At 73.9% G+C, this 24,330-nt stretch carries 26 protein-coding genes; 16 read left to right on the top strand and 10 right to left on the bottom strand.

Features of this window, described 5'->3' with window-relative positions; all coding sequences use genetic code 11:
- The first annotated feature begins 31 nt into the window (after positions 1-31).
- From QE405_RS10340 to QE405_RS10300, 9 genes are all read left to right on the top strand, one after another.
- Positions 32-1,063 (top strand): right-handed parallel beta-helix repeat-containing protein, encoded by a 1,032-nt coding sequence (locus QE405_RS10340; RefSeq protein WP_307200382.1) that lies wholly within the window; start codon positions 32-34, stop codon positions 1,061-1,063.
- The gene (locus QE405_RS10335; RefSeq protein WP_307200380.1) at positions 1,056-1,901 is read left to right on the top strand and encodes a response regulator transcription factor; all 846 of its coding nucleotides are present in this window, start codon (positions 1,056-1,058) and stop codon (positions 1,899-1,901) included. The genes QE405_RS10340 and QE405_RS10335 overlap by 8 nt, the downstream gene beginning before the upstream one ends.
- Before the next feature lie 66 nt (positions 1,902-1,967).
- Positions 1,968-2,459: a hypothetical protein gene (locus tag QE405_RS10330; RefSeq protein WP_307200378.1), complete on the top strand. Its 492-nt coding sequence runs from the start codon at positions 1,968-1,970 to the stop codon at positions 2,457-2,459.
- Positions 2,456-2,980, top strand: coding sequence for a hypothetical protein (locus QE405_RS10325; RefSeq protein WP_307200376.1), 525 nt, complete (start codon positions 2,456-2,458; stop codon positions 2,978-2,980). Before QE405_RS10330 ends, QE405_RS10325 begins: the two co-directional genes overlap by 4 nt.
- 36 nt (positions 2,981-3,016) lie before the next feature.
- On the top strand, positions 3,017-3,712 hold the full coding sequence (locus tag QE405_RS10320; protein ID WP_307200375.1) for a hypothetical protein: 696 nt from the start codon (positions 3,017-3,019) through the stop codon (positions 3,710-3,712).
- Complete coding sequence (locus tag QE405_RS10315) at positions 3,709-4,404, top strand: hypothetical protein (RefSeq protein ID WP_307200373.1); 696 nt, start codon at positions 3,709-3,711, stop codon at positions 4,402-4,404. Before QE405_RS10320 ends, QE405_RS10315 begins: the two co-directional genes overlap by 4 nt.
- On the top strand, positions 4,401-4,883 hold the full coding sequence (locus tag QE405_RS10310; protein WP_307200371.1) for a hypothetical protein: 483 nt from the start codon (positions 4,401-4,403) through the stop codon (positions 4,881-4,883). The genes QE405_RS10315 and QE405_RS10310 overlap by 4 nt, the downstream gene beginning before the upstream one ends.
- Positions 4,880-5,359 carry a hypothetical protein gene (locus QE405_RS10305; protein WP_307200369.1) on the top strand — a complete coding sequence of 160 codons (480 nt, stop codon included), beginning with the start codon at positions 4,880-4,882 and terminating at the stop codon, positions 5,357-5,359. The genes QE405_RS10310 and QE405_RS10305 overlap by 4 nt, the downstream gene beginning before the upstream one ends.
- Positions 5,360-5,415: 56 nt before the next feature.
- The gene (locus QE405_RS10300; RefSeq protein ID WP_307200367.1) at positions 5,416-5,919 is read left to right on the top strand and encodes a hypothetical protein; all 504 of its coding nucleotides are present in this window, start codon (positions 5,416-5,418) and stop codon (positions 5,917-5,919) included.
- A gap of 16 nt (positions 5,920-5,935) precedes the next feature.
- On the opposite strand, the gene QE405_RS10295 is transcribed toward QE405_RS10300, so the two are convergent.
- On the bottom strand, positions 5,936-6,895 hold the full coding sequence (locus QE405_RS10295) for a glycoside hydrolase family 26 protein (protein WP_307200365.1): 960 nt from the start codon (positions 6,893-6,895) through the stop codon (positions 5,936-5,938).
- Positions 6,896-7,035: 140 nt separating this feature from the next.
- Between QE405_RS10295 and QE405_RS10290 the strand changes: the two genes are divergently transcribed.
- Positions 7,036-7,410 carry a putative quinol monooxygenase gene (locus QE405_RS10290; protein WP_307200363.1) on the top strand — a complete coding sequence of 125 codons (375 nt, stop codon included), beginning with the start codon at positions 7,036-7,038 and terminating at the stop codon, positions 7,408-7,410.
- Between the two features lie 3 nt (positions 7,411-7,413).
- Here QE405_RS10290 and QE405_RS10285 read toward each other — a convergent pair whose 3' ends face one another.
- A complete protein-coding gene (locus QE405_RS10285) occupies positions 7,414-7,752 on the bottom strand; it encodes a hypothetical protein (protein WP_307200362.1) in 339 nt (112 codons plus the stop codon).
- A 286-nt stretch (positions 7,753-8,038) separates the two neighbouring features.
- A complete protein-coding gene (locus tag QE405_RS10280; RefSeq protein WP_307200360.1) occupies positions 8,039-8,797 on the bottom strand; it encodes a VWA domain-containing protein in 759 nt (252 codons plus the stop codon).
- Positions 8,798-8,964: 167 nt separating this feature from the next.
- Here QE405_RS10280 and QE405_RS10275 point away from each other — a divergent pair, with 167 nt between their 5' ends.
- Positions 8,965-10,086, top strand: a complete 1,122-nt coding sequence (locus tag QE405_RS10275; protein WP_307200358.1) for a hypothetical protein — start codon at positions 8,965-8,967, stop codon at positions 10,084-10,086.
- A gap of 15 nt (positions 10,087-10,101) precedes the next feature.
- On the opposite strand, the gene QE405_RS10270 is transcribed toward QE405_RS10275, so the two are convergent.
- The 7 genes from QE405_RS10270 to QE405_RS10240 form a co-directional block, all read right to left on the bottom strand.
- Positions 10,102-10,521 (bottom strand): VOC family protein, encoded by a 420-nt coding sequence (locus tag QE405_RS10270; RefSeq protein WP_307200356.1) that lies wholly within the window; start codon positions 10,519-10,521, stop codon positions 10,102-10,104.
- 68 nt (positions 10,522-10,589) lie between these two features.
- A complete protein-coding gene (locus QE405_RS10265) occupies positions 10,590-11,411 on the bottom strand; it encodes an ABC transporter ATP-binding protein (RefSeq protein WP_307200354.1) in 822 nt (273 codons plus the stop codon).
- Positions 11,408-12,229, bottom strand: a complete 822-nt coding sequence (locus tag QE405_RS10260; protein WP_307200352.1) for an ABC transporter permease — start codon at positions 12,227-12,229, stop codon at positions 11,408-11,410. The genes QE405_RS10265 and QE405_RS10260 overlap by 4 nt, the downstream gene beginning before the upstream one ends.
- Entirely contained in the window at positions 12,226-13,221 is a 996-nt protein-coding gene (locus tag QE405_RS10255; protein ID WP_307200350.1) for an ABC transporter substrate-binding protein, read from the bottom strand. The genes QE405_RS10260 and QE405_RS10255 overlap by 4 nt, the downstream gene beginning before the upstream one ends.
- A 172-nt stretch (positions 13,222-13,393) precedes the next feature.
- The gene (locus tag QE405_RS10250; protein ID WP_307200348.1) at positions 13,394-13,951 is read right to left on the bottom strand and encodes a hypothetical protein; all 558 of its coding nucleotides are present in this window, start codon (positions 13,949-13,951) and stop codon (positions 13,394-13,396) included.
- Between the two features lie 46 nt (positions 13,952-13,997).
- Positions 13,998-15,650 (bottom strand): DNA repair helicase XPB, encoded by a 1,653-nt coding sequence (locus QE405_RS10245; RefSeq protein ID WP_307200346.1) that lies wholly within the window; start codon positions 15,648-15,650, stop codon positions 13,998-14,000.
- Positions 15,651-15,674: 24 nt separating this feature from the next.
- Positions 15,675-17,960 (bottom strand): helicase C-terminal domain-containing protein, encoded by a 2,286-nt coding sequence (locus tag QE405_RS10240; protein WP_307200345.1) that lies wholly within the window; start codon positions 17,958-17,960, stop codon positions 15,675-15,677.
- A gap of 57 nt (positions 17,961-18,017) precedes the next feature.
- Here QE405_RS10240 and QE405_RS10235 point away from each other — a divergent pair, with 57 nt between their 5' ends.
- The 5 genes from QE405_RS10235 to QE405_RS10215 are packed head-to-tail and all read left to right on the top strand — an operon-like array spanning position 18,018 to position 24,247.
- Positions 18,018-18,842 carry a PP2C family protein-serine/threonine phosphatase gene (locus tag QE405_RS10235; protein WP_307200343.1) on the top strand — a complete coding sequence of 275 codons (825 nt, stop codon included), beginning with the start codon at positions 18,018-18,020 and terminating at the stop codon, positions 18,840-18,842.
- Positions 18,839-20,689, top strand: a complete 1,851-nt coding sequence (locus tag QE405_RS10230) for an FHA domain-containing protein (RefSeq protein ID WP_307200341.1) — start codon at positions 18,839-18,841, stop codon at positions 20,687-20,689. Before QE405_RS10235 ends, QE405_RS10230 begins: the two co-directional genes overlap by 4 nt.
- Positions 20,689-21,975: an RDD family protein gene (locus tag QE405_RS10225; RefSeq protein WP_307200339.1), complete on the top strand. Its 1,287-nt coding sequence runs from the start codon at positions 20,689-20,691 to the stop codon at positions 21,973-21,975. The genes QE405_RS10230 and QE405_RS10225 overlap by 1 nt, the downstream gene beginning before the upstream one ends.
- A 29-nt stretch (positions 21,976-22,004) precedes the next feature.
- Positions 22,005-23,510 (top strand): cobyric acid synthase, encoded by a 1,506-nt coding sequence (locus QE405_RS10220; RefSeq protein WP_307200337.1) that lies wholly within the window; start codon positions 22,005-22,007, stop codon positions 23,508-23,510.
- Positions 23,507-24,247 (top strand): cobalt-precorrin-6A reductase, encoded by a 741-nt coding sequence (locus QE405_RS10215; RefSeq protein WP_307200335.1) that lies wholly within the window; start codon positions 23,507-23,509, stop codon positions 24,245-24,247. The genes QE405_RS10220 and QE405_RS10215 overlap by 4 nt, the downstream gene beginning before the upstream one ends.
- Positions 24,248-24,330 lie beyond the last annotated feature (83 nt).

The following is a 24,330-nucleotide window of genomic DNA, read 5'->3' as shown; positions in this document are numbered from 1 at the left end:
CTCGGTGGGCCGATCTGGAGGGTTTCTTGAGATGCCGACCGCGCCCACCGCGCTCGCGCGCCTGAGCGGCCTCCTGGCCTGCGCCGCGGTGGGGTCGTCGGCAGTCGTCGGGTGCGGCCTGCTGGGCGGTGACGGGGCCGGTGACGGGACCGGCGAGGGGGCCGGCTCGCCGACCGCGACCGACGGGTGTCCGGCCGACGCCACCGTGGTCGGCACCGCCGACGAGCTGCGCGACGCGCTCGCTGCGGCGCGGCCGGGGGACACGGTCGCCCTCGCGGACGGCACCTACGCGGGCACGTTCACGGCGACGGCCTCCGGCGCGGTCGACGCGCCGATCACCCTCTGCGGCAGCGCGTCGACGGTGCTCGACGGGGGGAGCGTGGACGGGGGCTACACGCTGCACCTGGACGGGGCGTCGTGGTGGACCGTGAGCGGTGTGACGGTGACGGGAGGCAAGAAGGGCGTCATGCTGAGCGGAGCCAGCGACAACACGCTCCGCGGGATCACGGTGCACGGCACGGGGGACGAGGCCGTCCACCTCCGCCAGGGCTCGTCGCGCAACAGGCTGAGCGGCAGCACGGTCTTCGACACCGGGCTCCGGGAGGCCGACTTCGGCGAGGGGGTCTACGTGGGGAGTGCCGAGAGCAACTGGTGCGACCTCACGGACTGCGATCCCGACCGCAGCGACGACAACGTCATCGAGGGCAACGTCATCCGGGCGACGACGGCCGAGGCGGTCGACGTCAAGGAGGGCACGAGCGGCGGGCGGCTCTCCGGGAACACGTTCGAGGGGCCTGTCGGCGCGGCCGTGGACGCGCTCGTCGACGTCAAGGGCAACGACTGGGTGGTCGACGGCAACACGTTCGAGGCGGACGGGGTCGCCGTGCAGGTGCACGAGGTCGTGGACGGCTGGGGACGGCGAGTGACGGTGCGCGCCAACGTCTTCGACGGCGCCGCCGACCCGGCGGTCGAGGTCGTGGGCGCGGCCCGGGACGGCGGGTCGACGGTCGCGTGCGGACAACAGGTGAGGAGCGGGGAGCTGAGCGATGTGCCCTGTGGGTGAGACAGCGCTGGAGCGGAGCGGGCCGGTCGCCCTCGTCGTCGACCCCGACGTCGAGGACGCCCTCTGGGTGGCCGGCGTGCTCCAGGCGTCGGGCTTCGAGGTGCTGCGCGCGGACGATGCCGTGTCCGCGCTCGTCGTGGCGGAGGCGCACGCCCCCGACCTCGTCATGGTCGACGCCCAGCTCGGGGCCGGTGCCGACGGGATCGAGGTCGCTCGTCGTCTGCGGGCCCGCAGCACCACCTTCATCGTGCTCCACTCGGACCGCGACGACGAGCTGGACATCGTGCGGGGACTCAGCGCCGGCGCCGACGCCTACCTGCTGCGGCCGCTCAGCGGCCGCGAGCTGAAGGTGCGCATCGCCGCCGTCATGCGGCGCCCCGCCGACCGCTTCGTCCGTCCCGCCGTCGACGGCGGCCCCGTGCCGGCGTCCACCGCGGTGGCGGTCCCCCCAGCCCCGTCCGCCGCCCCGTCTGCTGCGGTCCCGGCCGCAGCGGCGGCGGTGCCCGTCGAGCCGGTCGGTGTCGACTACGAGGACGGCTGGGTGGTGTTCGGGCCCCTGCGGGTCCATCCCGACGACGCGGTCGCCGTCGTGGACGACCGTCCCGTCGCGCTCAACCCGCGGGCGTTCGACCTCCTCGAGGTGCTGCTCTACGCCGACGGCCACCCCCGCACCGCGGCCGACCTCTCGATCGCCATCCACGACGACCCGGAACGCGCCGCGGACCTCTCCCGCGTCGAGCTGCTCATGCGGGGCCTCACCCACACGCTCCGAGGCGACGGCAGCGGTCGCCGCTGGATCGAGCACGACGAGCACGGCTACCGGCTCGTGCGGGACTGAGCGGTCCGGCCGACGAGTCGGTGCGAACTGGACCCACGCAATCCGTTGTTTCGCTAGGTTGCTGGCGTGGCGGGGACCAACGAGCACGGCGTGCCGGTGCACCCGTGGTCGTGGGTGCCGTCGCACGCGGGGTTCCTGCTGATCGGCGTGCCGCTCTTCCTCGTCGCGATCGAGGTCGCGGCGTGGCGTTCGCCGTGGGTGCTCGGTGCCATCGCCGGCGGACTGGGGTCGTCGGCGGTGGCCTGGGTGCTCGACCGCGAGTCCTCGCGCCAGACGAGGGTCGTGCGGGCGCACCTGGGGATGCGGTGGGGCGAGACGACGCAGGACTGGAGGGCGCACCGGACGGATGCGCTGTGCTGGACGTTGTCGCTCGCCGCGGCCTGGCCCGCCCATGCCGCCGGTGGGCCATGGTGGGTCGTGGCCTTGATCCTGTTGCTCAATGGGAGGCTGGCTGCGAGCAACGGTGTGAGCGCGCTGCAGGGGTGGCGTCGCGAGCGCGAGGATCGCAGCCTCCCTCCAGCGCCCGCGCCGCTCGTGTCCGGGGAGTCGGTCTCGTGAGGAACCACCTCGGCGTACCGGTGCCCGGGTGGACCGTGCTCGCCACCGGCTTCGGCGGGGCTTTCGTCATGCTGTCGGTGATCGCGGCGGCGGTGGGGGACTACGAGCCGGTCGTCCTGCTCGTGGTGGGACCGGTCGCGCTCCTCGGTGGGGGGCTCGCGGTCCGCGCGTACCTCGCGACCGCGGAGTCGCGACGCCAGACCGCGGTGGTCCGCGCCGTCTTCGGGTACGGCCGCGGTGAGCTGGTCGCGTCGTGGCGGTGGCACGGGTGGCGGATCGCGTTCTTCTCGGTGGCCACAGCCTGGTACGTGGGGCTCGCGCTCACCGACAGCTCCGGCGTTTCCTGGCTGGGCGCCGCGTGCTTCGGCCTCAACTGGCTGGTTTTCACGGTGTCAGCGGTGCAGAAGTGGCGAAACGAGCGTCGACCGCGGGGGATCTACCCCCGCCCCGAGCGCATGACGGTGCCCACCACGACACCGCCGTTGCCAACGCTGCCGCCGAAGCCCGTGCGTGGCGCGTGACGGTGCGTCGTTGGGCAACTTCGCTAGGTTGCTCCGATGGGTGAAGTGACGACGGCGCGGCGCATCGGTGGGCTGGTCCTGTTCGTCCTGGGTTGCGCCGTCGTCACTGGTGCGACGACCCCGGTGGTCGCGGCCTCCGACCGCGGTGACCTCCCTGCGTGGGGGCTCCTCCTGGCCGTCGTGCTGTTCGCCGCGGCGGTGGCGCTGCTCGCGCTGCTGGCGGGTCGGTTGGCTGGCTGGCGGCTGACGAGCAACGCCATGAATCCCTACGGTCTCTCGGAGCACCGGGGACTGGCGCGCGCGGGTGGAGCCTTCTTCGTCGTGACGATGAGCCTGCTGCAACCCCTCATCGTGCTCGACCTCTCGAGCCGGACACGGTGGGCGATCGGCGGGTTGATCGTCGTCGTCTTCGTGGTGTTCGGCGGGGTCGCGTGGCCGGCGGGGCGAGCACGACGACGCCGGGTGCGCGAGGTGCGCAGGGAGCGTGGATACCGCCTCGGTGAGCAGCCGTGGTCGTGGGGGATGCACGTGACGTCCGGCGTCGGCTTCGCCGTGGTCGGCCTGGTCAACCTCGGCAACACACTCACTGCAGATGGCTGGGAATTCTGGGTGTACGGCGCGGGAGCCGCGATCGGTCTCGGCTTCGCCGCTAGCGCGGGCTGGTCGGCCGTGCAGAAGTGGCGCCGCGAGCGCATCCAGCCCCTGCCCCCACCGCGCGAGGAGGCGGCATGACGCCCGAGGTCCGAGCCGCCCGCCGGCGCAAGATCAGGTTCATGGTGGTGGCGGGTGTCGGCGGCGCAGTGCTGGCGGCGCTGGCCGCCGTGGCATCCGACCTCTACGCGGACGACCGCGTTCCGCCGTGGGGCCTCGTCGCGGCCCTCGGCCTCATCGCCCTCGTCGCCGTCGTGCTCGTCGTCGTGGGTGTGCGTGAGTTCGTCGCCGTCATCCAGGGGGAGGTGCTGGCTCCGTACGGGGTCGAGGCGCCGGCACGTGCGGCACCGCTGGCGGTGGCCTCGATCCTCGTCGCCGGTCTGTTCGCGGTGGTGCTCCTCACGGACCTGATCACGGGGTCGGCCCGCTGGATCGTGGCGGCTGTGCTCGCCGTCGTCGTGGGGGTTCTCTACCTCTTCGCCTTTCGCGCAGGGTCCGAGAGCCGCCGACATGTGAAGCAGGCGCGGCGCGACCGTGGCTACCTGCCGGGCGAGCAACCATGGTCGTGGTGGGTCCATGCCGGGTACGGGGCGTTCTTCGCGGTCATGTTCCCTCTGCAGATCGTGAACGCGGTCCGCTCCGAGGCGTCGAGCTGGTTCTTCTGGGCGGGCTCCGCGATGTTCGCCGCGATGCTCATCAGCATCGCGTGGTCGGCGACGCAGAAGTGGCGCCGCGAGCACCGGGGCGTGACGCGCGCGGGGAAGGCGGCATGAAGACGGACCTGGGCGTCGAAATCCCGCGGCGGGTGCACGCCGTGGGCATCGCGGCCGTCGTCCTCATCGCCACGGGCGGCCTCCTCGGCGGTGTGACCACGAGCGGACGCGTCCCGGTCGCTGTCGGCGCACCGGCCACGGTGGCCCTGCTCCTGCTCGGTGTCGTGCTGCTCGTGGTGACCATGCGGCCGGGGGCCGAGCTGCGCCGTACCTCGGCGGTCGAGTTCGAACGGCGGGGCCACGCGCGCGGCGAGATCGTCGCGTCGTGGCGGTTGCACTGGTGGCAGCTCGGCATCGCGGCAGGGGTCATCATCGTCGCCGCGCTCCTGCTCGTGTTCGGTGAGGGTCACTGGGGGAACGTCCTCGTCATCGTGGGGTCCAGCGTCACCTTCACCATGTACGCCCGGTCGGCGTACCTCCGTCGCCGCCGGGAGCAGCGTCAGCGCGCGGGAGGCAGCACGGCGGGGGAGGCGGAGTGAAGACCGAGCACGGGGTACCGATCCCGCGGCGCGCGGCGGTGCCGCGCGTCGCCGGCTACGTCGCCGGCGCAACGGCATGGCTGACCCTCATCTTCGAGCCTGTGCCGCATCGGCCGGTCGTGGTGTCGGTGGCCGCAGGACTCGCCATCGTCCTCTTCGGCATCGCCTACCGACGCATGGGCGAGACCCGCCAGCAGACCCGGGTGCTCCGCGCAGCACTCGGCTACCGACGCGGCGAGCGGCCGTGGACCTGGACCGAGCACTTCGTCCACGGAACTGTCCCTTTCTCCGTCGGGCTCGCCTTGGGCTCGACGCTCGACGGTGCCGACGCACGCATGCTGGTCGTCGGCGGGATCATCCTCGTGTGGGCCGCCGCCGTCGCCGTCTCCGCCCTCCAGAAGCGCCGCCACGAGCGCAGCGATCGGGAGCGGTTCGGGTCGCCCGCGGCGTACGAGGCCGCTCGACGGTTTCACTAGGAGGTCCGCCGGGCAGATCGGGTGCTCCCTGCTCCCGCTCCCCGAGGACCCCTCCCATGGCTCGGTTCAACGCCGTCAAGCTGCTCGATCCACGCACGTTCACCTCTCCGCTCCAGTGGGCCGCGGCCGCCGCGCTGGTCGCGGGCCTCGTCCTCGGTCTGACCGGTTTCCTCGGCGCCTCGTTCCTGCAGGAACGCGCTCTGAGGAACACCCCGATCTGCGGCGAGGGGGAGACCTCGGGCTGCCTCGTGGCGGTCGAGGGCGAGATCGAGCGGCCCACGCGGAACAGCACGACCCGCAACTTCGTGCCGTGGGACGACGGTCGCACTGAGCGCATCAACGGCCTCAGCGACTCCGACCGGCGTGAGCTGGTCGACGGCAAGCGCGTCGACGGTCTCTACGACGGGAGCCGTCTGGTCGGCATCGACGCGTCGGGGCGCACCTACTTCCACACCCGCATCCAGGACGCCGGTACGACGTGGAAGGTGCTCGCCTTCGGTGGTGCCGGTCTGGCGATCGTCGGCGGTGGCGGTCTGTTCCTCACGCGTCGGCGGGACTGACCCAGCAGGTCGTGCGTCAGGCGACGCCGGCGCGGAACGCGTCGAGCGAGGCCTGCGTCGACTCGACGCGCCAGTCGGTCTCCTTCGCCGCGTTGAACCAGGTGAAGCCCCGGATCTCGGGGTGGGCGTCGAGCACGGCGAACATGTCGGCGATCCACGCGGCCTTGTCACCACCGGCCTCGGCGCAGCCCACCTCGCCGAGCACGAGGGGCTTCGCGGTGAACGACCGCAGCTCGCTCACCCCGGCGCCGAAGACGTCGGTGAAGGTGCCCCACTGTGACCACTCCTGGCTGGTGCCCCAGTTGTAGCCGTCGAGGCCGACCACGTCGACGTACGCGTCCCCGGGATAGATCGAGGCGAGCGCAGGCGTGCCGGCGAAGGGGATGTTGGGGCACCACACGAACTGCACGTTGCGCGCGCCCGCCGAGCGGAACAGGTTCACGACGCGGCGCCAGGCCGCGGCGTACTGGCTCGCGGTGGTGCCGTTGACGCCGACGGCCCAGGGGTACCACGACCCGTTCGACTCGTGGGCGAACCGCAGCCGCACCGGCCGACCCCACGCCGCGGCGGCGCGCGCCCACGAGCGGATGTAGGAGTCGTGGCGGCCGGCGGCGATGGAGGCCATGGAGTACGTCGACTGGGCGGTCCCGCGGGCGGGGTCCCAGGGCTCCCAGGTGATCTCCGGCAGGGCACCCAGGCCGGTGACCTCCTGCACCTGGGCGAGCGGGAACGCCGTCTTGGTCGACCACGCGACGTACCAGGTCACGAGCTCCGGCATCCGACCGACGGCGGCACCGGCGGTGCGGACGGCGTCGACGCTGCCGGGGTAGGCGGGCAGGAAGACGCCGTAGCCGCGGTCCGTCGTCGCCGCCGCCGAGGCGGGCGCGGCGAGGACGGGGGCGGCGGCGACAGCGGCGGCCGCGAGGCCGACGGCGCCGAGCAGGGTGCGGCGGGACAGGGAGACGGAGTGGGTCACGGCGACGACCTCTCAGTGGGGCCGTGCGGCTGCGGGGGAGGCGAGGTGCACGGGGGAGTGATGCTGCGGGAGGGGATTCTGCCTCTCTTTCGGCCGGCTTGCGGCAGGCTTGAGCGAATTCACCCCACAGGAGGAACGCCGTGCAGGACTTCTCGACCGACCGCCACGACCAGCTCCTCGGCATCGCGCGCTTCACGTTCGTCGAGGGTGGCGCGGCCACCTTCAAGCGGCTCTCGGCGCGCTGCATGGAGATCGTGCGGACCCAGGACTCGGGCACGCTGCAGTACGACATCTACCTCGACGACGACGAGACCGGCGCCGTGGTGATCGAGCGCTACCGCGACTCGTCCGCGCTCATCGAGCACCTCGAGAACATCGGGCCGGAGCTCATGCAGGAGGTGCTCGCCACGGCCGTGTCGGTCGAGGGCGAGACCCTCGGCCGGCCGAGCGACGAGCTCCGGGCGCGGATGAGCGGGGGCCCGGTGCGCTTGTTCGCGCCGTTCCTGTCGATGTGATGCTCAGAGCCGCGAGGTGAGCTCGTCGAGGGCCTCCGTCGCGATGGACGGCCAGAACAGGGCCGGTGCCACGACGACGATGACGAGGAAGGCGAGGGCGCCGAGGTACGGCCGCCCGCGCAGCACGTGGAGGACGAACCCGACGACGACGGCGGGTACGACGAACACGGCCGCCGTCGGCAGCTGCAGCAGGCACCAGGCGAGGATGCCGCCGTAGATGGGGATGCCCCACAGGCGGGTGAGGACGCGGCGGTTGCTGCGGGACCTCGCCCCCCGTTGGTTGTCGACGACGTCGCGGATCGGGAGGTGGCACGACCGGCACGCCGCCGACGTGGGTGCCACCTCCGATCGGCACACCGGACATGTGAGGGTGGTGATCGCGGCCTGGTGCCCCCGGGTGCTCATGCGCCGTCGATCGGCTAGGTCGGGGAGCACATGAGGTTTTCGGGGTCGGGAAGTGTGCCGTTGGGGTGGGTCCGGCTGCCGGTTGAGCGCCCCAGGTGCACAGTTCCGGGCCCGGTGCGGGCGGGCGCCTCCCTCGATCCCGGGACGTCATGCGGTGCGGTGCCCGGGGCCACCGGGAAGCATGACGTCCGGGGCTGGGGGCTGGTGCTGGGGCCGGGGGCGCTCAGCCCCCCGGCGCCACGATCCCGGCACGCCGCGCGGCCGGCAGCCACGACGTCACGAACTCGCGCAGCACCTCCCCGAACCACGCCTCGTCGGTCGCCGTCTCGCCGTCGAACGCCGTCAGCCCGACGTTGTCGACGACCCGGCCCGGCATCTCGTCGAGCTCCTCGAGGAACGTGGGCTTGAAGCCGTTGACGCCGATGAACTGCCAGAACACCGGCTTGTCAGCCGCCTCCACGAGCAGCTGCTTCACGCGCTGCTTCGTGCCGGAGTCGGGGGCGCCGTCGGTCACGAAGAAGACGAGCGTCGGCATCGCGGCCGGCCCCGAGGAGCCTGACTTCGTGAAGAACCGCGACAGCCCCCGGGCAGGGGATCCGCCTGACGGCACGTCGGCCAGCACCGTCGCGATGGTGTCGGCGTAGTTGGTCGTCCCGTAGTGGCGCCCCTGGTCCCACCGGTCGACGAACCCCGCGTAGTTGCCCTCGTTGACCGTCTCCGCCGGGAACGGCTTGTGGTCGAAGAAGACGACCTGGATGTCGCCGTCGTCGTCGAGACCGGTCAGCGACAGGGCGAGCACCCGCTCGGCGAGATCCTGCACGTGGCCGCTCTTGTAGAGCTTCCGCATCGACCCCGAGTGGTCCATCACCAGCACGCAGGCGGCCGAGACCTCGCCGAGGTCGACACCGTCGTCCTGGGCCTTCTTCATGAGGCTGACGAGCGACGCGGTCGCCGTCTCCGTGCGCTTCGTCAGATCGACCATGGAGGGCCCCGTCCGCTCGCGCGAGCCGTGGTCGGCTCGGTTCTCGGGCGACGATAGCCGCGCCGTACGACGTTCCCCGGCCTGGGGAGAACCACTCGACCCGGGCGAGCGGACGGCCTAGGCTGCGAGAGCGGCTGGCCGTCGGCCGCAGGAACCGGGGGCCCGCGATGACCACGAGCACGTCCACGCTGCGCCGACACGCCCTGGCGGGCGGCCTGGGGCTGGCCGTGGCTGCCAGCCTGCTCGCCACGCCCGTCGCGGGAGCAGCGGAACCGGTGCAGGGGGATCTCACCGCGTCCTACGGACGCATCGACAAGGTGAGCTTCGAGGACGGCGTGCAGGTCGGGATCAGGCACTCAGGTGAGGTCCCACCGGAGCAGGGGGGCGCGCCCGTCCAGGTCGTCGTCGCCCCGGCCGGCCTCGACGACGCGCTCGCCGCGCCCGAGCACCGCCTGCCCGGGCCGCCGGAATGGTCCCAGGGGCGGTACTTCCCGGTCCCCTCCTGCGCCTACACCGACCCCCAGCGCGAGTTCTCGGTGTACGTCGCGCAGCCGGCCAGCCCCGGTGTCGAGGCCTCGCAGGTCGAGCTGGCGCTGCCCGAGGTCGGCGAGACACTGCTGCAGACCACGGAGACGCCGCGCCTCGTGCTGACGGCGGACTCACGCTGGAGCTATCAGCAGAGCGCGGGGCCGGGCACCCTGCCCCGTGTCACGGTCCGTGTCGTGCCGGAGGGCGTCGCGAGCTGGTGCGGCACCGTGACGATGACCGACGACCTCACCGGACGCAGCATCACCAAGGTGCAGCCGGTCCTGCGCGGGCGCGACGAGAACGACATTTTCGAGTCAGGTCTGGTCGGCATCTTCTACGACCCCCACGTCGTCACCGCGGGCTCCCACCAGGCCACGTTCGCCCTCGACACCGACGGTCGGCCGGGCGACGGCCTGACCCTGACCCACCGGATGCAGGTGGATCGCGGCCAGGGCTGGGTCGGGTCGTCCTTCAGGCGACTGCCCAGCCCCACGGTGACGGGCCTCCTGAGAGTCCAGGGCCTCTACACGGCCGGGGAGAGCCCGTTCGGCACTCCCCAGCCCGGCCGCATGACCGTCAAGCTCTACTCCGGCACGCGCGGGGTCTGGTACTCGGGCATCGTGCAGTCCCACCCCCGCACCGTGGACTGGATGTTCCGGCTCCCCAAGCTCCCGCGGGGCACCTACCGCGCGGTCATCGACCACCGCGGCAACAGCAACGTGCTGCCCTCGACGGTGACGCGCACGTTCACCGTGCGCTGAGCCCGGCCAGCGCGCTCACTTCGGCGCCGACAGCTCCAGGGCGATCCCGTCGGGGTCGCGGAACTCGAGGATCCACATGGCGCCGGCGTCCTTGACGTCCTCGCGGGAGGCGCCGATGGTGTCGAGCACCTCGATGGCGCGGTCGAGCTCCGCGCGGGTCGGCACGGCGAAGGCGACGTGGTCGAGTCCGACGCGGTTCTCCGAGAACGTGTCGTCGCCGGGCGCGACGGGACGCAGCCCGAACAGGCCGCCCGGGACCTGGTAGATCACCCCGCCGAACAGGAACCACAGCTGCTCCCGCGTCTCCTCGTCGGCGTCGGCGGGCAGCTCGAAGGCCACCTCCCAGCCGAACACGGCGTCGTAGAAGCGTCGCGACGCCTCGATGTCCCGCACGGTGAGCCGCACGTGGCTGAACCCGGTGGTGGTGATGGCCATGGCCCCGACTGTGACAGGGGGGTGGGTGGCCGACGCCGTACGTCGCAGCGCCGGCCACCCGCCGGGGGTCAGCTCTCGTGCACGAGAGCGCCGATCCGACGCTCGAGGTCGTTGAACGCCGGTCCGTTGACGTCCCGCTCGTCGCCCAGGTCGACGGGCACGATCGCCGCGATGTGGCCGGGCTCGCCGTGGGAGGCGCCGCCGGCCATGACGACGACGCGGTCGGCCAGGTAGACCGCCTCCTCGATCGAGTGCGTCACGAACAGCACCGTCGCGCCGCTCTCGGCACGCAGCCGCTTCAGCTCGTGCTGCATGGTCGTGCGGGTCAGGGCGTCGAGCGCCCCGAACGGCTCGTCCATGAGCAGCAGCGCCGGGTCGGCGGCCAGCACCCGGGCGATGGCTACCCGCTGCTGCATGCCGCCCGACAGCTCGCCGGGGAACCGGTCGGAGAACCGGGTCAGCCCGACGACCTCGATCATCTCGGCGGCGCGCCGCTTGGCCCGCGCGCGCGACCAGCGCTGCTGGCGCAGGCCGAAGCGGACGTTCTCGGCGACGGTCAGCCAGGGGAACAGGCCGTAGTCCTGGAACACGACGCCCCGTGCCGGCCCGGGCCCGCGCACGGGCGACCCGCCGACCTCGACGGCGCCCGAGGTGTGCCCCTCGAAGCCCGCGAGGATCCGGAGCAGCGTCGACTTCCCGCAGCCGCTCGCGCCGACGATCGCGACGAACTCACCGGGGGCGACCTCGAGGTCGACGTCGGCGACGGCGTCGACCGGCCCCCGCTTGGTCTCGTAGCGCTTGCCGACCCCACGCAGCGACACGCGGCCGGACTCGTCGACCACCGGAGCGCCGGCCCGGTCCGCGGCGACCGTCCCGCGCACGCCGCTCATGCCCGCACCAGCGGCCGACGGCCGAACAGTCCCTTGAACCCGAGCACGAGGATCCGGTCGGAGAGGAAGCCGGCGAGACCGATGACGATCATGCCGACGACCACGCGGTCGGTCCGCACCTGTTCGCGGGCCAGCATGATCATGCTGCCGAGGCCGGTGTCGATGCCGTTGGCCTCACCCAGCACGAGGATCACCCAGCCGAGGCCGAGACCGATGCGCAGCCCGCTGACGATGCCGGGCGTCGCCGCAGGCACCACCACCTTCATGAGCACGCCGACGCGCGTCGTACCGAGCATGCGGGCCGCCTCCACGAGCCGCGGCGGCACCTCCCGGGTCGCCGCGATCGTGTTGAGCAGGATCGGGAAGAAGGCCGACAGCGTGATGAGGAAGATCGTGGCCTGGCTGCCGAACCCGATGATGAGCAGCACCAGCGGCACCCACGCGGTGGCAGGCACGGGCCGGAACAGGTTGACGGCGGGGTCCAGTGCCGCGTTCACGAGCGGGAAGCGCCCCATCAGCACGCCGATGGGCACGGCGAGGGCCGCCGCCAGCCCGAACCCGGCGAGCACCCGCAGCGCGCTCGCCCCGAGGTGCTCCAGGAGCGTGCCGGAGTAGGCGTCGTCGTACAGGCCGCCGAAGGCGAAGTCCCACAGCAGCCGGGCGACGACGTCCGGAGCGGGCAGGAAGCCCATCTTGATGTCGAAGAGGAGCACCCACTCGCCGCGGACGCCGAGGTCCCAGAGCAGCAGGAGGAGGGCGACGAAGCCGAGGCCGAGCGCGGTGTGACCGATCCGGCGTCGCCAGAGCGCGGCCCTCACGCGTCCTCCGGCTCGTCACGCGAGGCGAACGAGGTGTCGACCACGTCGTCGATCGCAGGGGCCTGCTCGATCATGCCGAGCCGCTCCATCTGGGCGGCGAGGTTGGCGATCTGCTCCTCGTAGGTGGGGGAGAGGTCGGAGCGCAGCCAGAAGTTGTCGAGCGCGGTGGCGAAGACGGCCTCGTCGCCGCCGTACTCCTCCACCAGCTCCGGCAGCCACTCGTCCTGGTTGTCGACCATGTAGTCGGTGGTCGCGGCGTGGGTGTCGACGACCTCCTGCACCGCCTCGGGGTGCTCGTCGATGAACTCCTGGCTCGCCAGGAGGCCGATGTTGACGCGGCCGATCTCGGTCTCGTACGGCGAGGCCAGCTCCGTGCCGCCCGCACCGAGCGCGAGGGAGACGCCGATCTCGGGCGCGAGAAACGCGTCCACCTGACCGGTGCTGAACGCGTTGAAGAAGTCGGGTGCGGAGAGCGAGACGAGCTCGACGTCGTCCGTGGTCATCCCGGCCTCCTCGAGGAGGAGCTGGAGCACGACGTACTGCGAGCTCGACTCCAGGTAGCCGACCGGCCGTCCCTCGAGGTCGGTGATGTCGTCGATGCCCTCGGTGGCGACGAAGCCGCTGCCGCCGTCGGACGCGGCCGCGACGACCTTGACCTCGCGGCCCTGGGCGGCGCCCGCGATGGTCGCGGTGATCGAGCCGACCGCCATGTCGACGGTGCCGCTCAGCAGGGCGTCGTTGAGGGCGGGCGCCGTGTCGAGGGTGACGACCTCGTAGTCGATGTCGCCGGTGGCGTGGTCCTCGTAGAGGAACGGGGCGTAGAAGTGCGGCTGGCCGCGCAGCGTGCCGATGGTGACGGTGGTGACCTCGTCGTCGTCACCGCCGCCGGTCGAGGTGCAGGCGACGGTGCTGCCGAGGAGGGCGACGAGGGCGGCGGTCGTCCCGACGCGGGCAGGGATGGTGCGGGACCGGGCAGAGGACCGGAGGGGCATCGAGGGCTCCTGAAACGGGGGTCGGGGAGGTCCCCACCCTCTGCGACGTTCGTTTCACGCTCGTTGCGCCGACGTTGTGGCAGGTGCACGCTGCGGGCCGCTCCGTCACCATCGCGTGACGCCGCCGGGGCGATCGTCGGCAGAACCTGCTGAAGCGGTACGCCGCGGGCCGTCAGTCGGTCGGGAAGGGATCCCCGAACCGCTCGAGCGCCTCGAGGTAGCGCCCCCCGACCTCGATGCGGGTCACGTCCCGGTAGCGCCACCGCTCCGGCTCGCGCGCCCACTCGCCGTCGCGACCGATGTAGTGGATGACGAACCGCTTCCGGCGCAGGTCCAGCAGGCGTCCCAGCGTCATCGGCTCGCCCCGGAGCACCTCGAGGTGGATGGCGACGAGCCGGTCCTCGGCCTGGGCGCGGGCCAGCAGCCCCCGCGCGTCGACGTCAGCCTCGACCTCGTACGTCGCGACCTCCACCCCCAGCGCCGCGAGGGCCCGGCGGTGGTAGGCGTCGTCGTCGCGGAAGAGGACGCGGGAGACGTCCCGCAGGCGGAGCGCGACGAGCCCGTCGAGGTGGACGCCGTCGGCGAGGTCGTGGAGCACGACCCAGTCGTCGGTCAGTGCGACGACGAGGCCGTCCGTGGACGCGATCTCGAACGCGTCGCGCCAGACCGTGGTGATCCGGCCCTCGACGAGCGCGGACTCCAGACGACGACGGACCTTGGCGGGCTTCACGGTCCGGATTGTCCCCGGGCCGGACCCGCGCCGCCTCCGAGTTTTCTCAGACCCCCAGCTCGTCCGCGTCGACGATCCGGTACGCGTACCCCTGCTCCGCCAGGAACCGCTGGCGGTTCGCGGCGAAGTCGGCGTCGACCGTGTCGCGCGAGACGACCGTGTAGAAGCGCGCCACCTTGCGGTCCTCGCCGGGCCGTGGCGTACCGGGGCGGAGCAGGCGGCCGAGGCGCTGGGCCTCCTCCTGGCGCGAGCCGAACGACCCCGACACCTGGATCGCGACCTCCGCGGACGGCAGGTCGATGGAGAAGTTGGCGACCTTGGAGACCACGAGCCGGCTGATCTCGCCGCTGCGGAACGCCTCGAACAGCCGCTGACGCTCCTTCACCGACGTCTCGCCCTTGATGACGGGGGCGTCGAGGGCGGCGGCGAGCTCGTCGAGCTGGTCGATGTACTGCCCGATGACGAGCAGCGGCTGGCCCTCGTGCTGCGCGACGAGGTCCCGGACGACGGCGGTCTTCCGGGAGGTGCAGGCCGCGAGGCGGTAGCGCTCCTCCGGCTCGGCCGTCGCGTAGACCAGCCGCTCGTCCTCGGGCAGGGTCACCCGCACCTCGACGCAGTCGGCGGGCGCGATCCAGCCCTGCGACTCGATGTCCTTCCACGGCGCGTCGTACCGCTTGGGCCCGATGAGCGAGAAGACGTCGCCCTCGCGCCCGTCCTCGCGCACGAGGGTGGCGGTCAGCCCGATGCGGCGCCGTGCCTGCAGGTTCGCCGTCATGCGGAAGATCGGGGCGGGCAGCAGGTGCACCTCGTCGTAGACGATGAGGCCCCAGTCGCGGGCGTCGAGCAGCTCGAGGTGCGGGTAGACGCCCTTCCGCTTAGTCGTCAGCACCTGGTAGGTCGCGATCGTGACGGGCCGGACCTCCTTGGTGGAGCCGGAGTACTCACCGATCTCGTCCTCGGTCAGCGACGTCCGCTTGACGAGCTCGTCCTTCCACTGCCGGGCGCTGACGGTGTTGGTGACGAGGATGAGCGTCGTGGCCTGCGCCTGCGCCATCGAGGCGGCGCCCACGAGCGTCTTGCCGGCGCCGCACGGCAGCACGACCACCCCGGAGCCGCCGTGCCAGAACGACTCGGCCGCCTCCTGCTGGTAGGGCCGCAGCTCCCACCCGTCGGTCACGAGGCTGATGGGGTGGGCCTCGCCGTCGACGTACCCCGCGTAGTCCTCCGCGGGCCACCCGATCTTCAGCAGCGCCTGCTTGAGGTTGCCGCGCTCGGAGGGGTGCACGGCGACGGTGTCGGGGTCGACGCGCTCGCCGAGCATGCCCTGCACCCGCTTCGCGCGCAGCACCTCCTCGAGCACCGGACGGTCGGTGGTCGCCAGCACGAGGCCGTGCACGGGGTGCTTGTCGAGGCGCAGGCGGCCGTAGCGCGCCATCGTCTCGGCGACGTCGACGAGCAGGGCGTGCGGCACGGGGTAGCGGCTGTAGGTGAGCAGCGTGTCCACGACCTGCTCCGCGTCGTGGCCGGCGGCGCGCGCGTTCCACAGGCCCAGCGGGGTGAGCCGGTAGGTGTGGATGTGCTCCGGGCTGCGCTCGAGCTCGGCGAAGGGGGCGATCGCCTTGCGGCACTCGGCCGCCTGCTCGTGGTCGACCTCGAGGAGCAGCGTCTTGTCGGACTGGACGATCAGGGGGCCGTTCACCCGACAAGGGTACGGATGCCCTCCTCAGACCGCGTCCACCGCGGTGATGCGGTGCACCGCGAAGAGCCGCTGTTCCTCGCTGCGGTGGTCCCACGCGGTGAGCTGCCCGCCCTCGACCCGCACGGGGTCGACGACGCGCTCGAGGTAGCTGCCGTGGTTGTCGACGTAGGCGATCCGCACCGTCGCCCGTGCCTCCACCGCCTCCCGCAGCGTGGTCAGCGCGGCGGCGGGGTTCGTCGGACCGGCAGCTGCCCCGGCCCGCTCGCCGGGGGCGGGCGCGGGACGCGAGTCCGCGGCCCGGTCGCCCGCCCGCACCGCGGTGACGACGGCGCTGACCTGCGCGGCCTCGCGGGCGGCGGTCGCCCCGGCGGCGGTACGGCGCGCCCGAGCCGTCCGCGCGCGCAGGACGTCGGGCCGGGCGACGCGCACGGTCCCGTCGGGTGCCTCGACGACGGGTGCGGTGCCGAGGTCGCGGAGGCGGGGGAGCAGCACGTCGAGCGGTGTCGTGCTGATGAGCACCGTCGGCGCGATGCGGCGCAGGCCCAGGGACGCGGCGCGCGGGTCGCGCTCCAGCACGGTGAGGGCGGCCTCGTCGTCGGTGCGGATGAACGCCTCGGCGTGGCCGACCCGCAGCGTGCCGAAGGTGCGGGCCACGTCGTCGACCAGGTAGCTGAGCGGCTGCGGCACCGGGGTCGCCGAGACCTCCGCGACGAACGCGTGCACCTCGGCGGCCGACCAGCCCACGTCGAAGGCGCGCCGGACCGAGCCCTTGGTGAACCGGTAGACCCCCGCGCCGCCCGCCGACTCCAGGTCGGCGACGAGCTGCAGCCGTCGCGCGACCTCCGCCTCGAGCGGCCCCGGTGCCACCGCCGTGAGGTCCGCCTGGAGCAGCACCTTGTCGACCGGGTCGGGGAGCAGCGCGTCGAGCGCGGCCACGGCGCCCGCGGGATCGCCGTCCAGCAGCGTGCGGCCGGCCCGAGTCAGGCCGCCGAGCGCGACGAGGCCGAGCACGGCGGCCTCGTCCAGGGTCCAGGCGACGACGTCGTCCCGCAGGGAGGGGCGACGCGGCCGCAGCCACGCGACGTGGGCGACCAGCGACGGCACACCGGTGCCCGTCGCGAGCACGCGGCCCGCGGGCAGCGAGCCGAGCACCTCCAGCGTCGTGCGGCGCGTCTCCACCGCCACCGGGTGCGTGAGGTCGGGCTCCAGCGCGTTGGGCGCCTTCTTCGAGCGCTCGTCGCGGCGGCCGACGAGACCGACGAGCCGGGGCGAACCGAGCCACGCCTCGACCAGCACGCGCCAGCGCTCCGCGACGGAGCGCGTCGACCACGCGTCGTACGCGTCCGTCGGGACCCACACGGGGTCGCCGTCGCCGTCGGCCCCCTCCGCGAGCAGGCCGGCGGCGTGGACGGTCTCGACGAGGAGCGCGGCCTCGCCCTCGGCGACGCCGAGGAGACCGGCCACGTTGCGCAGGTCGCGCACGCCGAGCCCGCCGCCCCGCAGGAGACCGGGCGGGCGGGTGCCCCAGGTGTCGAGGAGCAGCTCCGCGCGCCGTACCAGCTCGAAGGCCGCGCCCGCGCCCGCACGGTCGACCACCGCCGCCGCGCGCTCGGAGGTGAGGAGCTCCGGCGCCGTCGCCGGGCCGGCGTCGACCCCCAGCACGATCCCGACCTCGCCCGGCACCCGCACCTCGCCCCGTCCCTTCGGCACGAGCAGCCCGGCGGTGACGAGCTCCCCGATCGGGCTGTCGGAGCGGGACGCCGTGGTGGGGTCCTCCTTGGTGGTGCCGCGCCCGCCGTGGGCGTGCACGTGGTCGAGCAGGGCGCGGGCGGGGTCGGACAGCCCGGCGAGCCGGTCCTCGACCTTGGCGCGGTCCCACGCCTCGGCGGTCAACGGCTCGATCGGCACCCGGGTCTCCGGCGGACCGACGGACAACGCGTCGGGGACGGTGGTCACCGGACGCAGCCCGTCGGGCGCCTGCCAGACCAGGGCGAGGTCGACCAGGCGGTCCAGCACCGGGGCCACGTCGGCCGGGTCGACCCCGAGGACGTCGGCCGCCGTCCAGTGCGGGGTTTGTGTCACGAGCGCCTGGGAATGCAGCACCCGCAGCTCGGCCGCGTCCAGCCGGTCGAGCGCACGCAGCACGGAGGCACGGGTAGCGGCTCGGGAGGCGAGCTGCCGGGAGTCGTGGGGAGCAGGAGTGGCGAGGTCAGGGCGCTCACCCAGCAGCCGACCCAGCCGGTCGTCCGACCAGGCGCGGAGCTGGTCGGCGAGGCTGCGGTACGCCGGGGGTGCGGTCTGCGAGGACATCCCCTCCACGCTACTGCTCCGCCCCCGCGCACCACGGTGGAAGGACGGATCCGAGGCGTGAACGAAGTCGAGCTCCACCACGGGTCCGCCTCCGACGTGGGACGGGTCCGGTCGCAGAACCAGGACGCCTTCCTGGCCCAGCCCCCCGTCTTCGTCGTCGCCGACGGGATGGGCGGCCACGCGGACGGCGACGTCGCCAGCCGCCTCGTCATCGACGAGTTCACGCGGCTCGGCAGCCCGAGCTGCAGCTCGCGGGAGGGGGCCGCCCTCGTCATCACGACCCTCCGCGCCTGCCACGACCGCCTCCTCGAGCTGGCCGAGGCCAAGCACGCCGCCGGGGAGACCGACTGGTTCTCCGGCACCACCGCGGTCGTCGCGCTCGTCGTCGAGGACGAGGGCGGGCCGAAGTGGCTGCTCGCCAACCTCGGCGACTCCCGCATCTACAAGCTGAGCGACGGCGAGCTCGACCAGGTGAGCACCGACCACTCCCTCGTGCAGGAGCTCCACGACGCCGGGGAGATCTCCGCGGCCGAGATGCGCACCCACCCCCGACGCAACGTCATCACCCGGGCGCTCGGGGGCGCCAGCTTCGCGCAGCCCGACTTCTTCCTCCTGCCGCTCACCTCCGCCGAGCGGATCGTGCTGTGCAGCGACGGGGTGAACGGGATGATCGACGACGCCGAGATCGAGCAGATCCTCCGCGACGCCACCGACCCCCGCGACGCGGCCGAGCGGGTCGTGCAGGCCGCGGTGGAGGCGGGTGGCGAGGACAACGCCACTGCGGTGGTGGTCGATGTGGTGGGATTGGCGAGGGCCGGGCAGGTCTACGACTCTGAGCAGCAGCGGATGAGTCTCGAGGAGAAGCTGGGAGCACTTCCATGACAGACGACGTCACCACCGGCGCCGCACGGTCCTACCGTCCCGGCGCCTGGTTCGCCGTGTTCGGGACCGGCGCCAGCGTCCTCCTCCCGCCCACCCACAAGCACCGCGTCGCCGCCCTCTGGGAGCTCGTCGACGACGGCGCCGCGTTCGACGAGGTGCTCGACGCCCTCATCGCGTCGGGTCTGCGCGACCTGCCGGCGTTCGTGCTGCTCAGCGACGGCGACGACGGCGAGGTGCGCGTGGTGGTGCGCGGCGCCGCCACCGTGCTGCTGCGCCAGGACGACGACGAGACCGAGGTGTCCGGCACGGCCGGCGGCACCTGGGTCGAGCGCACCGTCTCCTCCGTCACCGCCGTCACCGTGACCGTCGAGCAGCCCGAGGGCGCCGAGGGCGGCGCTGCCGACCTGCCCATCGGGTCCGGTCTCGTGCGTGTCTCCCGGGTCGACGCCCCCGCCGTCGTCGCGCCCGCCGCCGTCGACGACGCGGCACCCGCCGCGCCGGTCGGGGCTCCCGACGCGGGTCCCGTCGCAGCCCCCGTGGACGACGCCGCCCTCGACGAGGTCGACGAGGCACGGAAGGACGGGGCGTACGGCGCGGCCGCCGCCTCCCTGGCCGCCGCCCCCGCCGTGCCCGCCGCCGTGGGGCCGCTCGGCGACACCCCCGACGAGGGCGCCGCCACCGACGAGGCGGCGCTGGTCGAGGCGGAGCCGGAGGTCGAGCTGGAGCCGGAGGTCGAGGCGGAGCCGGAGCCGGTCGAGCTCGTCGCGGAGCCGCAGGAGGAGCCGGCGCCGGAGCCCCCGGCGCACCCTTTCGTCGACGTTCCCGCCGAGGACGCCACGATCGTCTCCCCGCCCCTCCTCGCGCCGCAGGCGCCGGCGGCCCCCTTCGGCGAGGCGGCCGAGAGCGCTGACGAGCTCGAGGCCCCGCCGGTCGAGCCGGACGACGGCACGACGTCGTTCTCGCCCGTGCTGTCCGCGTCGCCGGTCGAGTCGCAGATAGAGGCGCCTCCCGTGGAGCCGGACGACGGCGCGACGTCGTTCTCGCCGGTCCTGCCCGACGCCCGGGTGGCCCCGCCCGCTCCTACCGCTCCGCCGGCCCCGCCGTTCGGCCTGCCCGACGCGGACGCGGACGAGGACGACCGCACGATGGCCGGGTTCCACCTGTCGTCGCGCCCCGGCATGCAGGCGGAGGAGGTGCCGTCGGCGCCGGACTACTCCGGGGACGACCCGTTGGGCGTCGGCCCGTCGCAGCCCGAGCCGGACGACTCCGACACCGGCGCCCTGCCCGCTCCGCCGTCGTGGGCCGCGGCGTCCCCGCCGCCGCCCGCGCCGCCGAGCTGGGCGCCCGCGCCTCCCGCGCCCGCCCCCGACCGTGACGAGGACGCGCAGACCCACGACGGCATGACGCAGGGTGGTGGCGGGGGCTTCGACCCCGGGCAGCTCGCGCCGCCGCGCGGCATCCCGGGCCAGCCGCCCGCGCCCAGCGTGACCGCGCGTCCGGTGGCACGGCTGGTGTTCTCCAGCGGCGAGACGGTCGACGTCGACCGGGCCATCCTCGTCGGGCGTGCCCCCGAGGCGCGGCGCTTCACCTCCGCCGAGCAGCCGCGCCTGGTGACGGTGCCGAGCCCGCAGCAGGAGATCTCCTCGACCCACCTCGAGGTGCGCCCGGGCTCCGGGGTCGACCACGGCAGCGCGATCGTCACCGACATGGGCTCGACCAACGGGACCGTGCTGGTGCAGCCCGGCCTCCCGCCGGAGGACCTCCAGCCCGGCATCGCCGTGCAGCTCATCCCCGGCGCGATCATCGACCTCGGTGACGGACTCACGATCCAGGTGGCCAATCCCTGATGACGACTGCCTCCTCCGACGGCCCCTCGGCTCCCGCAGCCGAGATCGACCGCCGGTTCCTCGCTCTGGCCATCGACCGCCTGCTCGGCTGGGGTCTCATGGCCGGCATCGGCGTGGCGTCGTGGTTCCTCCTCATCGACGCCGGTCAGCCGGTCCTCGGCTGGATCGTCGTCGTGCTCGGCGTGCTCCTCGTGGGGCTGCTCTTCGCGGTGCTCACGGGCCTGCGGGGCCTCACGCCCGGCAAGGCGCTGCTGGGGCTCCGGGTGGTCCACCACGGCACCGGTACGCCGATCGGCATCGGCCCCGCCGTCATGCGGTCCCTCATTGTCGCCGCCGGCACCGTGCCCCTCGGCTTCGGCCTCGTCACGCTGGCGTGGACCGTCGTGACCGACCCCGGTCGCCAGCGCCGGGGCTTCCACGACGTCATCGCCAGCTCGGTCGTGCTCGACGTGCGCCCGCGTGCGATCGAGGAGGAGCCGGACTCCGACGACGGGCCGCGCCACGTCGTCAACCTCACCGCGATGCGCCTGCGCCCGGCCCCGGTCACGCCGCCGCCCAGCCGCCCCGCCGCACCGGCGGGCCAGTCGGGGCAGTCGGGGCAGTCGGGCCAGCGACCCGCGGCCCCGGAGTCGGCCCCGACGCCGGCCCGGCAGCCTGCGGTGGCGCAGCAGCCCGCGCGTCCCGCCCAGCCGCCCGTCCAGCCTCCGCCGCAGCAGCGCCCCCCGGCCCCGCCGCAGCCGGGGCAGCCGGGCCAGCCGGGCCAGCCGGGCCAGCCGGGCCAGCCGGGCCAGCCGGGCCCCGGCGGGGCGCCCGGCGCGCAGCGGCCTCCGCAGCCGGGGCGGCGTCGCCGCGACGTACCCGAGCAGACCGCGCCCCCGCGCCCGCCGCAGGCACCGCCGACGCCGCAGGGTCCGCCGGCCGACCGCGACTCCACGCGGGCGGGGAAGGCGATGACGCGCTGGCGGGTGACGTTCGACAGCGGCGAGAGCTTCGTCGTCGCAGGCCTCGGGCTCGTCGGCCGCAAGCCGGACGCGCGACCGGGGGAGCAGGTCGCGCACCTGGTGCCGTTGCAGTCCACCGACATGTCGCTGTCGAAGACCCACGCGCAGTTCCACCTGTCGCCCGAGGGGTCGCTCGTCGTCATGGACCGCGGGTCGACGAACGGGTCGTTCATCAACCGCGGTGGTGTCGCGCGGGAGCTGACCGCCGGCCGGGCGGCGACGCTGGTCGACGGCGACGTGGTGCGGTTCGGTGATCGCGAGATGCGGGTGACCCGCGAGGGCTGACCCCCGACGGGGGCCGATAGCCTCGCCCGGTGCGAGGGTCGCTGCTGGTCGCCGGGACGACGTCGGACGCCGGGAAGTCGGTCGTCACCACGGGGTTGTGCCGTGCGTTCGCGCGCCGCGGCCTGCGGGTCGCGCCCTTCAAGGCGCAGAACATGTCGAACAACTCGATGGTGTGCGCCCGGGTGCCCGGCGGCGACGAGACCGCCGAGATCGGGCGCGCGCAGTGGACGCAGGCGCTCGCGGCGCGGGCCGAGCCCGAGGCGGCGATGAACCCGGTGCTCCTCAAGCCGGGCGGGGAGCGCCGCAGCCACGTGGTCGTCATGGGTCGTCCCGGCGGCACGGTCTCCTCGGCCGACTGGGAGACGGGCCGGCGGCACCTGGCGGAGGCGGCGCACGCGGCGTACGACGACCTCTCCTCCCGCTACGACGTGGTCGTGGCGGAGGGGGCGGGCAGTCCCGCCGAGATCAACCTGCGGGCGGGCGACTACGTCAACATGGGCCTGGCGCGCCATGCGGGCATGCCCGTGGTCGTGGTCGGCGACATCGACCGCGGCGGGGTCTTCGCCGCGTTCCACGGGACGGTCGCCCTGCTGGAGGCGGCCGACCAGGCCCTCGTGGCCGGTTTCGTCGTCAACAAGTTCCGCGGTGACCCGGCCCTGCTCGCGCCGGGGCTGACGGAGCTGGAGCGGCTGAGCGGGCGGCCGACGTACGGCGTGCTGCCCTGGCGGCCCGACGTCTGGCTCGACTCGGAGGACGCGCTCGACCTCGCCGGCCGCCGGGCGGGCGACGGGCGTGCCGCACTGCGCGTCGCCGTGGTGCGCCTCCCGCGGATCAGCAACTTCACCGACGTCGACGCGCTCGGGCTGGAGCCGGGCGTGGACGTCGTCTTCGCCTCGTCGTCCGCAGCGCTGGCCGACGCCGACCTGGTGGTGCTGCCCGGCACCCGCGCGACGATCGAGGACCTCGCGTGGCTCCGCGAGCGCGGGCTCGACCGGGCGATCGCCGCGCACGCGGCGGAGGGCCGGCCGGTGCTCGGCATCTGCGGCGGCTTCCAGATGCTCGGCACGCGGGTGCGCGACCCCGAGGGGGTCGAGGGCGCGCCCGGGGAGGACGTCGCCGGGCTGGGGCTGCTGGACGTCACGACCACCTTCCACGCGGAGAAGACGCTGCGGCTGCCGCGGGGTACGGCGCTGGGGGAGCCCGCGGCGGGCTACGAGATCCACCACGGGCGGATCTCCCGCGGTGCGGACGAGGAGTTCCTCGGCGGCGCGCGGTCCGGGGCGGTGCTCGGCACGATGTGGCACGGGTCCCTGGAGTCCGACGGCCTGCGGCGGGCACTGCTGCGGGAGGTGGCCGCGGCGGTCGGCGTGGCCTGGACGCCGTCGGACGTCTCGTTCGCGGCCGCGCGGGAGCGCCGGTTCGACCTCCTCGGCGACCTCGTGGAGGAGCACCTCGACGTCGATGCCCTGCTGGACCTCGTGGCCTCCGGGGCACCCGCCGACCTGCGCCTGCTGCCCCCGGGGAGCGCGCGGTGATCCTCGTGCTCGGCGGCACGGCCGAGGCCCGTGACCTGGCGGCCCGGCTCGTCGCCGAGGGCCGGTCCGTCGTGTCGTCCCTGGCCGGACGGGTCGCCCGTCCGCGTCTCCCCGTGGGCGAGGTCCGGGTCGGTGGCTTCGGTGGCGTCGAGGGGCTCGGCCGCTGGCTCGTGGAGCACGAGGTCGCGGCCGTCGTCGACGCGACGCACCCCTTCGCCCGGGTCATCTCGGCGAACGCGGTCGCGGCGTGCGCCGCCCGCGGCGTACCGCTGCTGCGGCTCGAGCGTCCCGGGTGGGCGGCGCTGCCCGGGGCGGACGCGTGGACGTGGGTGGACGACGTGGCCGGTGCCGCGCGGGCGGCGGCGGGGATCGGCGCGCGGCCGTTCCTGACGATCGGCCGGCAGGGGCTGGACGAGTGCGTGGAGCCGCTGCGCGCGGCGGCGGTGCTGGCGCGGGTGGTGGACCCGCCGGAGATCGAGGTGCCGGCGGCCTGGCGCGTGCTGCTCGACCGGGGCCCCTACACGCTGGAGGGGGAGCGGGCGCTGCTGACGGAGCACGCGGCGGACGTGCTGGTGACGAAGGACTCCGGCGGCCCGCTGACGCAGGCGAAGCTGGACGCGGCCCGCGAGCTGGGCCTGCCCGTCGTGGTGGTGCGCCGCCCCAGCGCCCACCACCCCGGCGACCTCGCCCCCGACGTCCCCACCGCCCTCGCCTGGGTCGCGCGCCGCGTCGGCTGAGGCGCGCAGGTTCGGCCGCGTCGAGTTGGGTCGGACGGGCGCGGCGTGCGCATCGAGTTGGGTCGAACGGTCGCGGCGTGCGC

Origin of the sequence: Nocardioides zeae (assembly GCF_030818655.1) — a bacterium.
Lineage (GTDB): Bacteria > Actinomycetota > Actinomycetes > Propionibacteriales > Nocardioidaceae > Nocardioides > Nocardioides zeae_A.
The sequence above is the reverse complement of the archived record's forward strand: the minus strand, read 5'-3'. Positions and strand labels throughout refer to the sequence as shown.

Excerpts from the sequence above, each read along its gene's own strand:
- QE405_RS10340 (WP_307200382.1), top strand. The coding sequence starts at position 32 with ATGCCGACCGCGCCCACCGCGCTCGCGCGCCTGAGCGGCCTCCTGGCC.
- QE405_RS10320 (WP_307200375.1), top strand. The coding sequence starts at position 3,017 with ATGGGTGAAGTGACGACGGCGCGGCGCATCGGTGGGCTGGTCCTGTTC.
- QE405_RS10315 (WP_307200373.1), top strand. The coding sequence starts at position 3,709 with ATGACGCCCGAGGTCCGAGCCGCCCGCCGGCGCAAGATCAGGTTCATG.
- QE405_RS10310 (WP_307200371.1), top strand. The coding sequence starts at position 4,401 with ATGAAGACGGACCTGGGCGTCGAAATCCCGCGGCGGGTGCACGCCGTG.
- QE405_RS10300 (WP_307200367.1), top strand. The coding sequence starts at position 5,416 with ATGGCTCGGTTCAACGCCGTCAAGCTGCTCGATCCACGCACGTTCACC.
- QE405_RS10280 (WP_307200360.1), bottom strand. The coding sequence starts at position 8,797 with ATGGTCGATCTGACGAAGCGCACGGAGACGGCGACCGCGTCGCTCGTC.
- QE405_RS10275 (WP_307200358.1), top strand. The coding sequence starts at position 8,965 with ATGACCACGAGCACGTCCACGCTGCGCCGACACGCCCTGGCGGGCGGC.
- QE405_RS10270 (WP_307200356.1), bottom strand. The coding sequence starts at position 10,521 with ATGGCCATCACCACCACCGGGTTCAGCCACGTGCGGCTCACCGTGCGG.
- QE405_RS10265 (WP_307200354.1), bottom strand. The coding sequence starts at position 11,411 with ATGAGCGGCGTGCGCGGGACGGTCGCCGCGGACCGGGCCGGCGCTCCG.
- QE405_RS10255 (WP_307200350.1), bottom strand. The coding sequence starts at position 13,221 with ATGCCCCTCCGGTCCTCTGCCCGGTCCCGCACCATCCCTGCCCGCGTC.
- QE405_RS10240 (WP_307200345.1), bottom strand. The coding sequence starts at position 17,960 with ATGTCCTCGCAGACCGCACCCCCGGCGTACCGCAGCCTCGCCGACCAG.
- QE405_RS10230 (WP_307200341.1), top strand. The coding sequence starts at position 18,839 with ATGACAGACGACGTCACCACCGGCGCCGCACGGTCCTACCGTCCCGGC.
- QE405_RS10225 (WP_307200339.1), top strand. The coding sequence starts at position 20,689 with ATGACGACTGCCTCCTCCGACGGCCCCTCGGCTCCCGCAGCCGAGATC.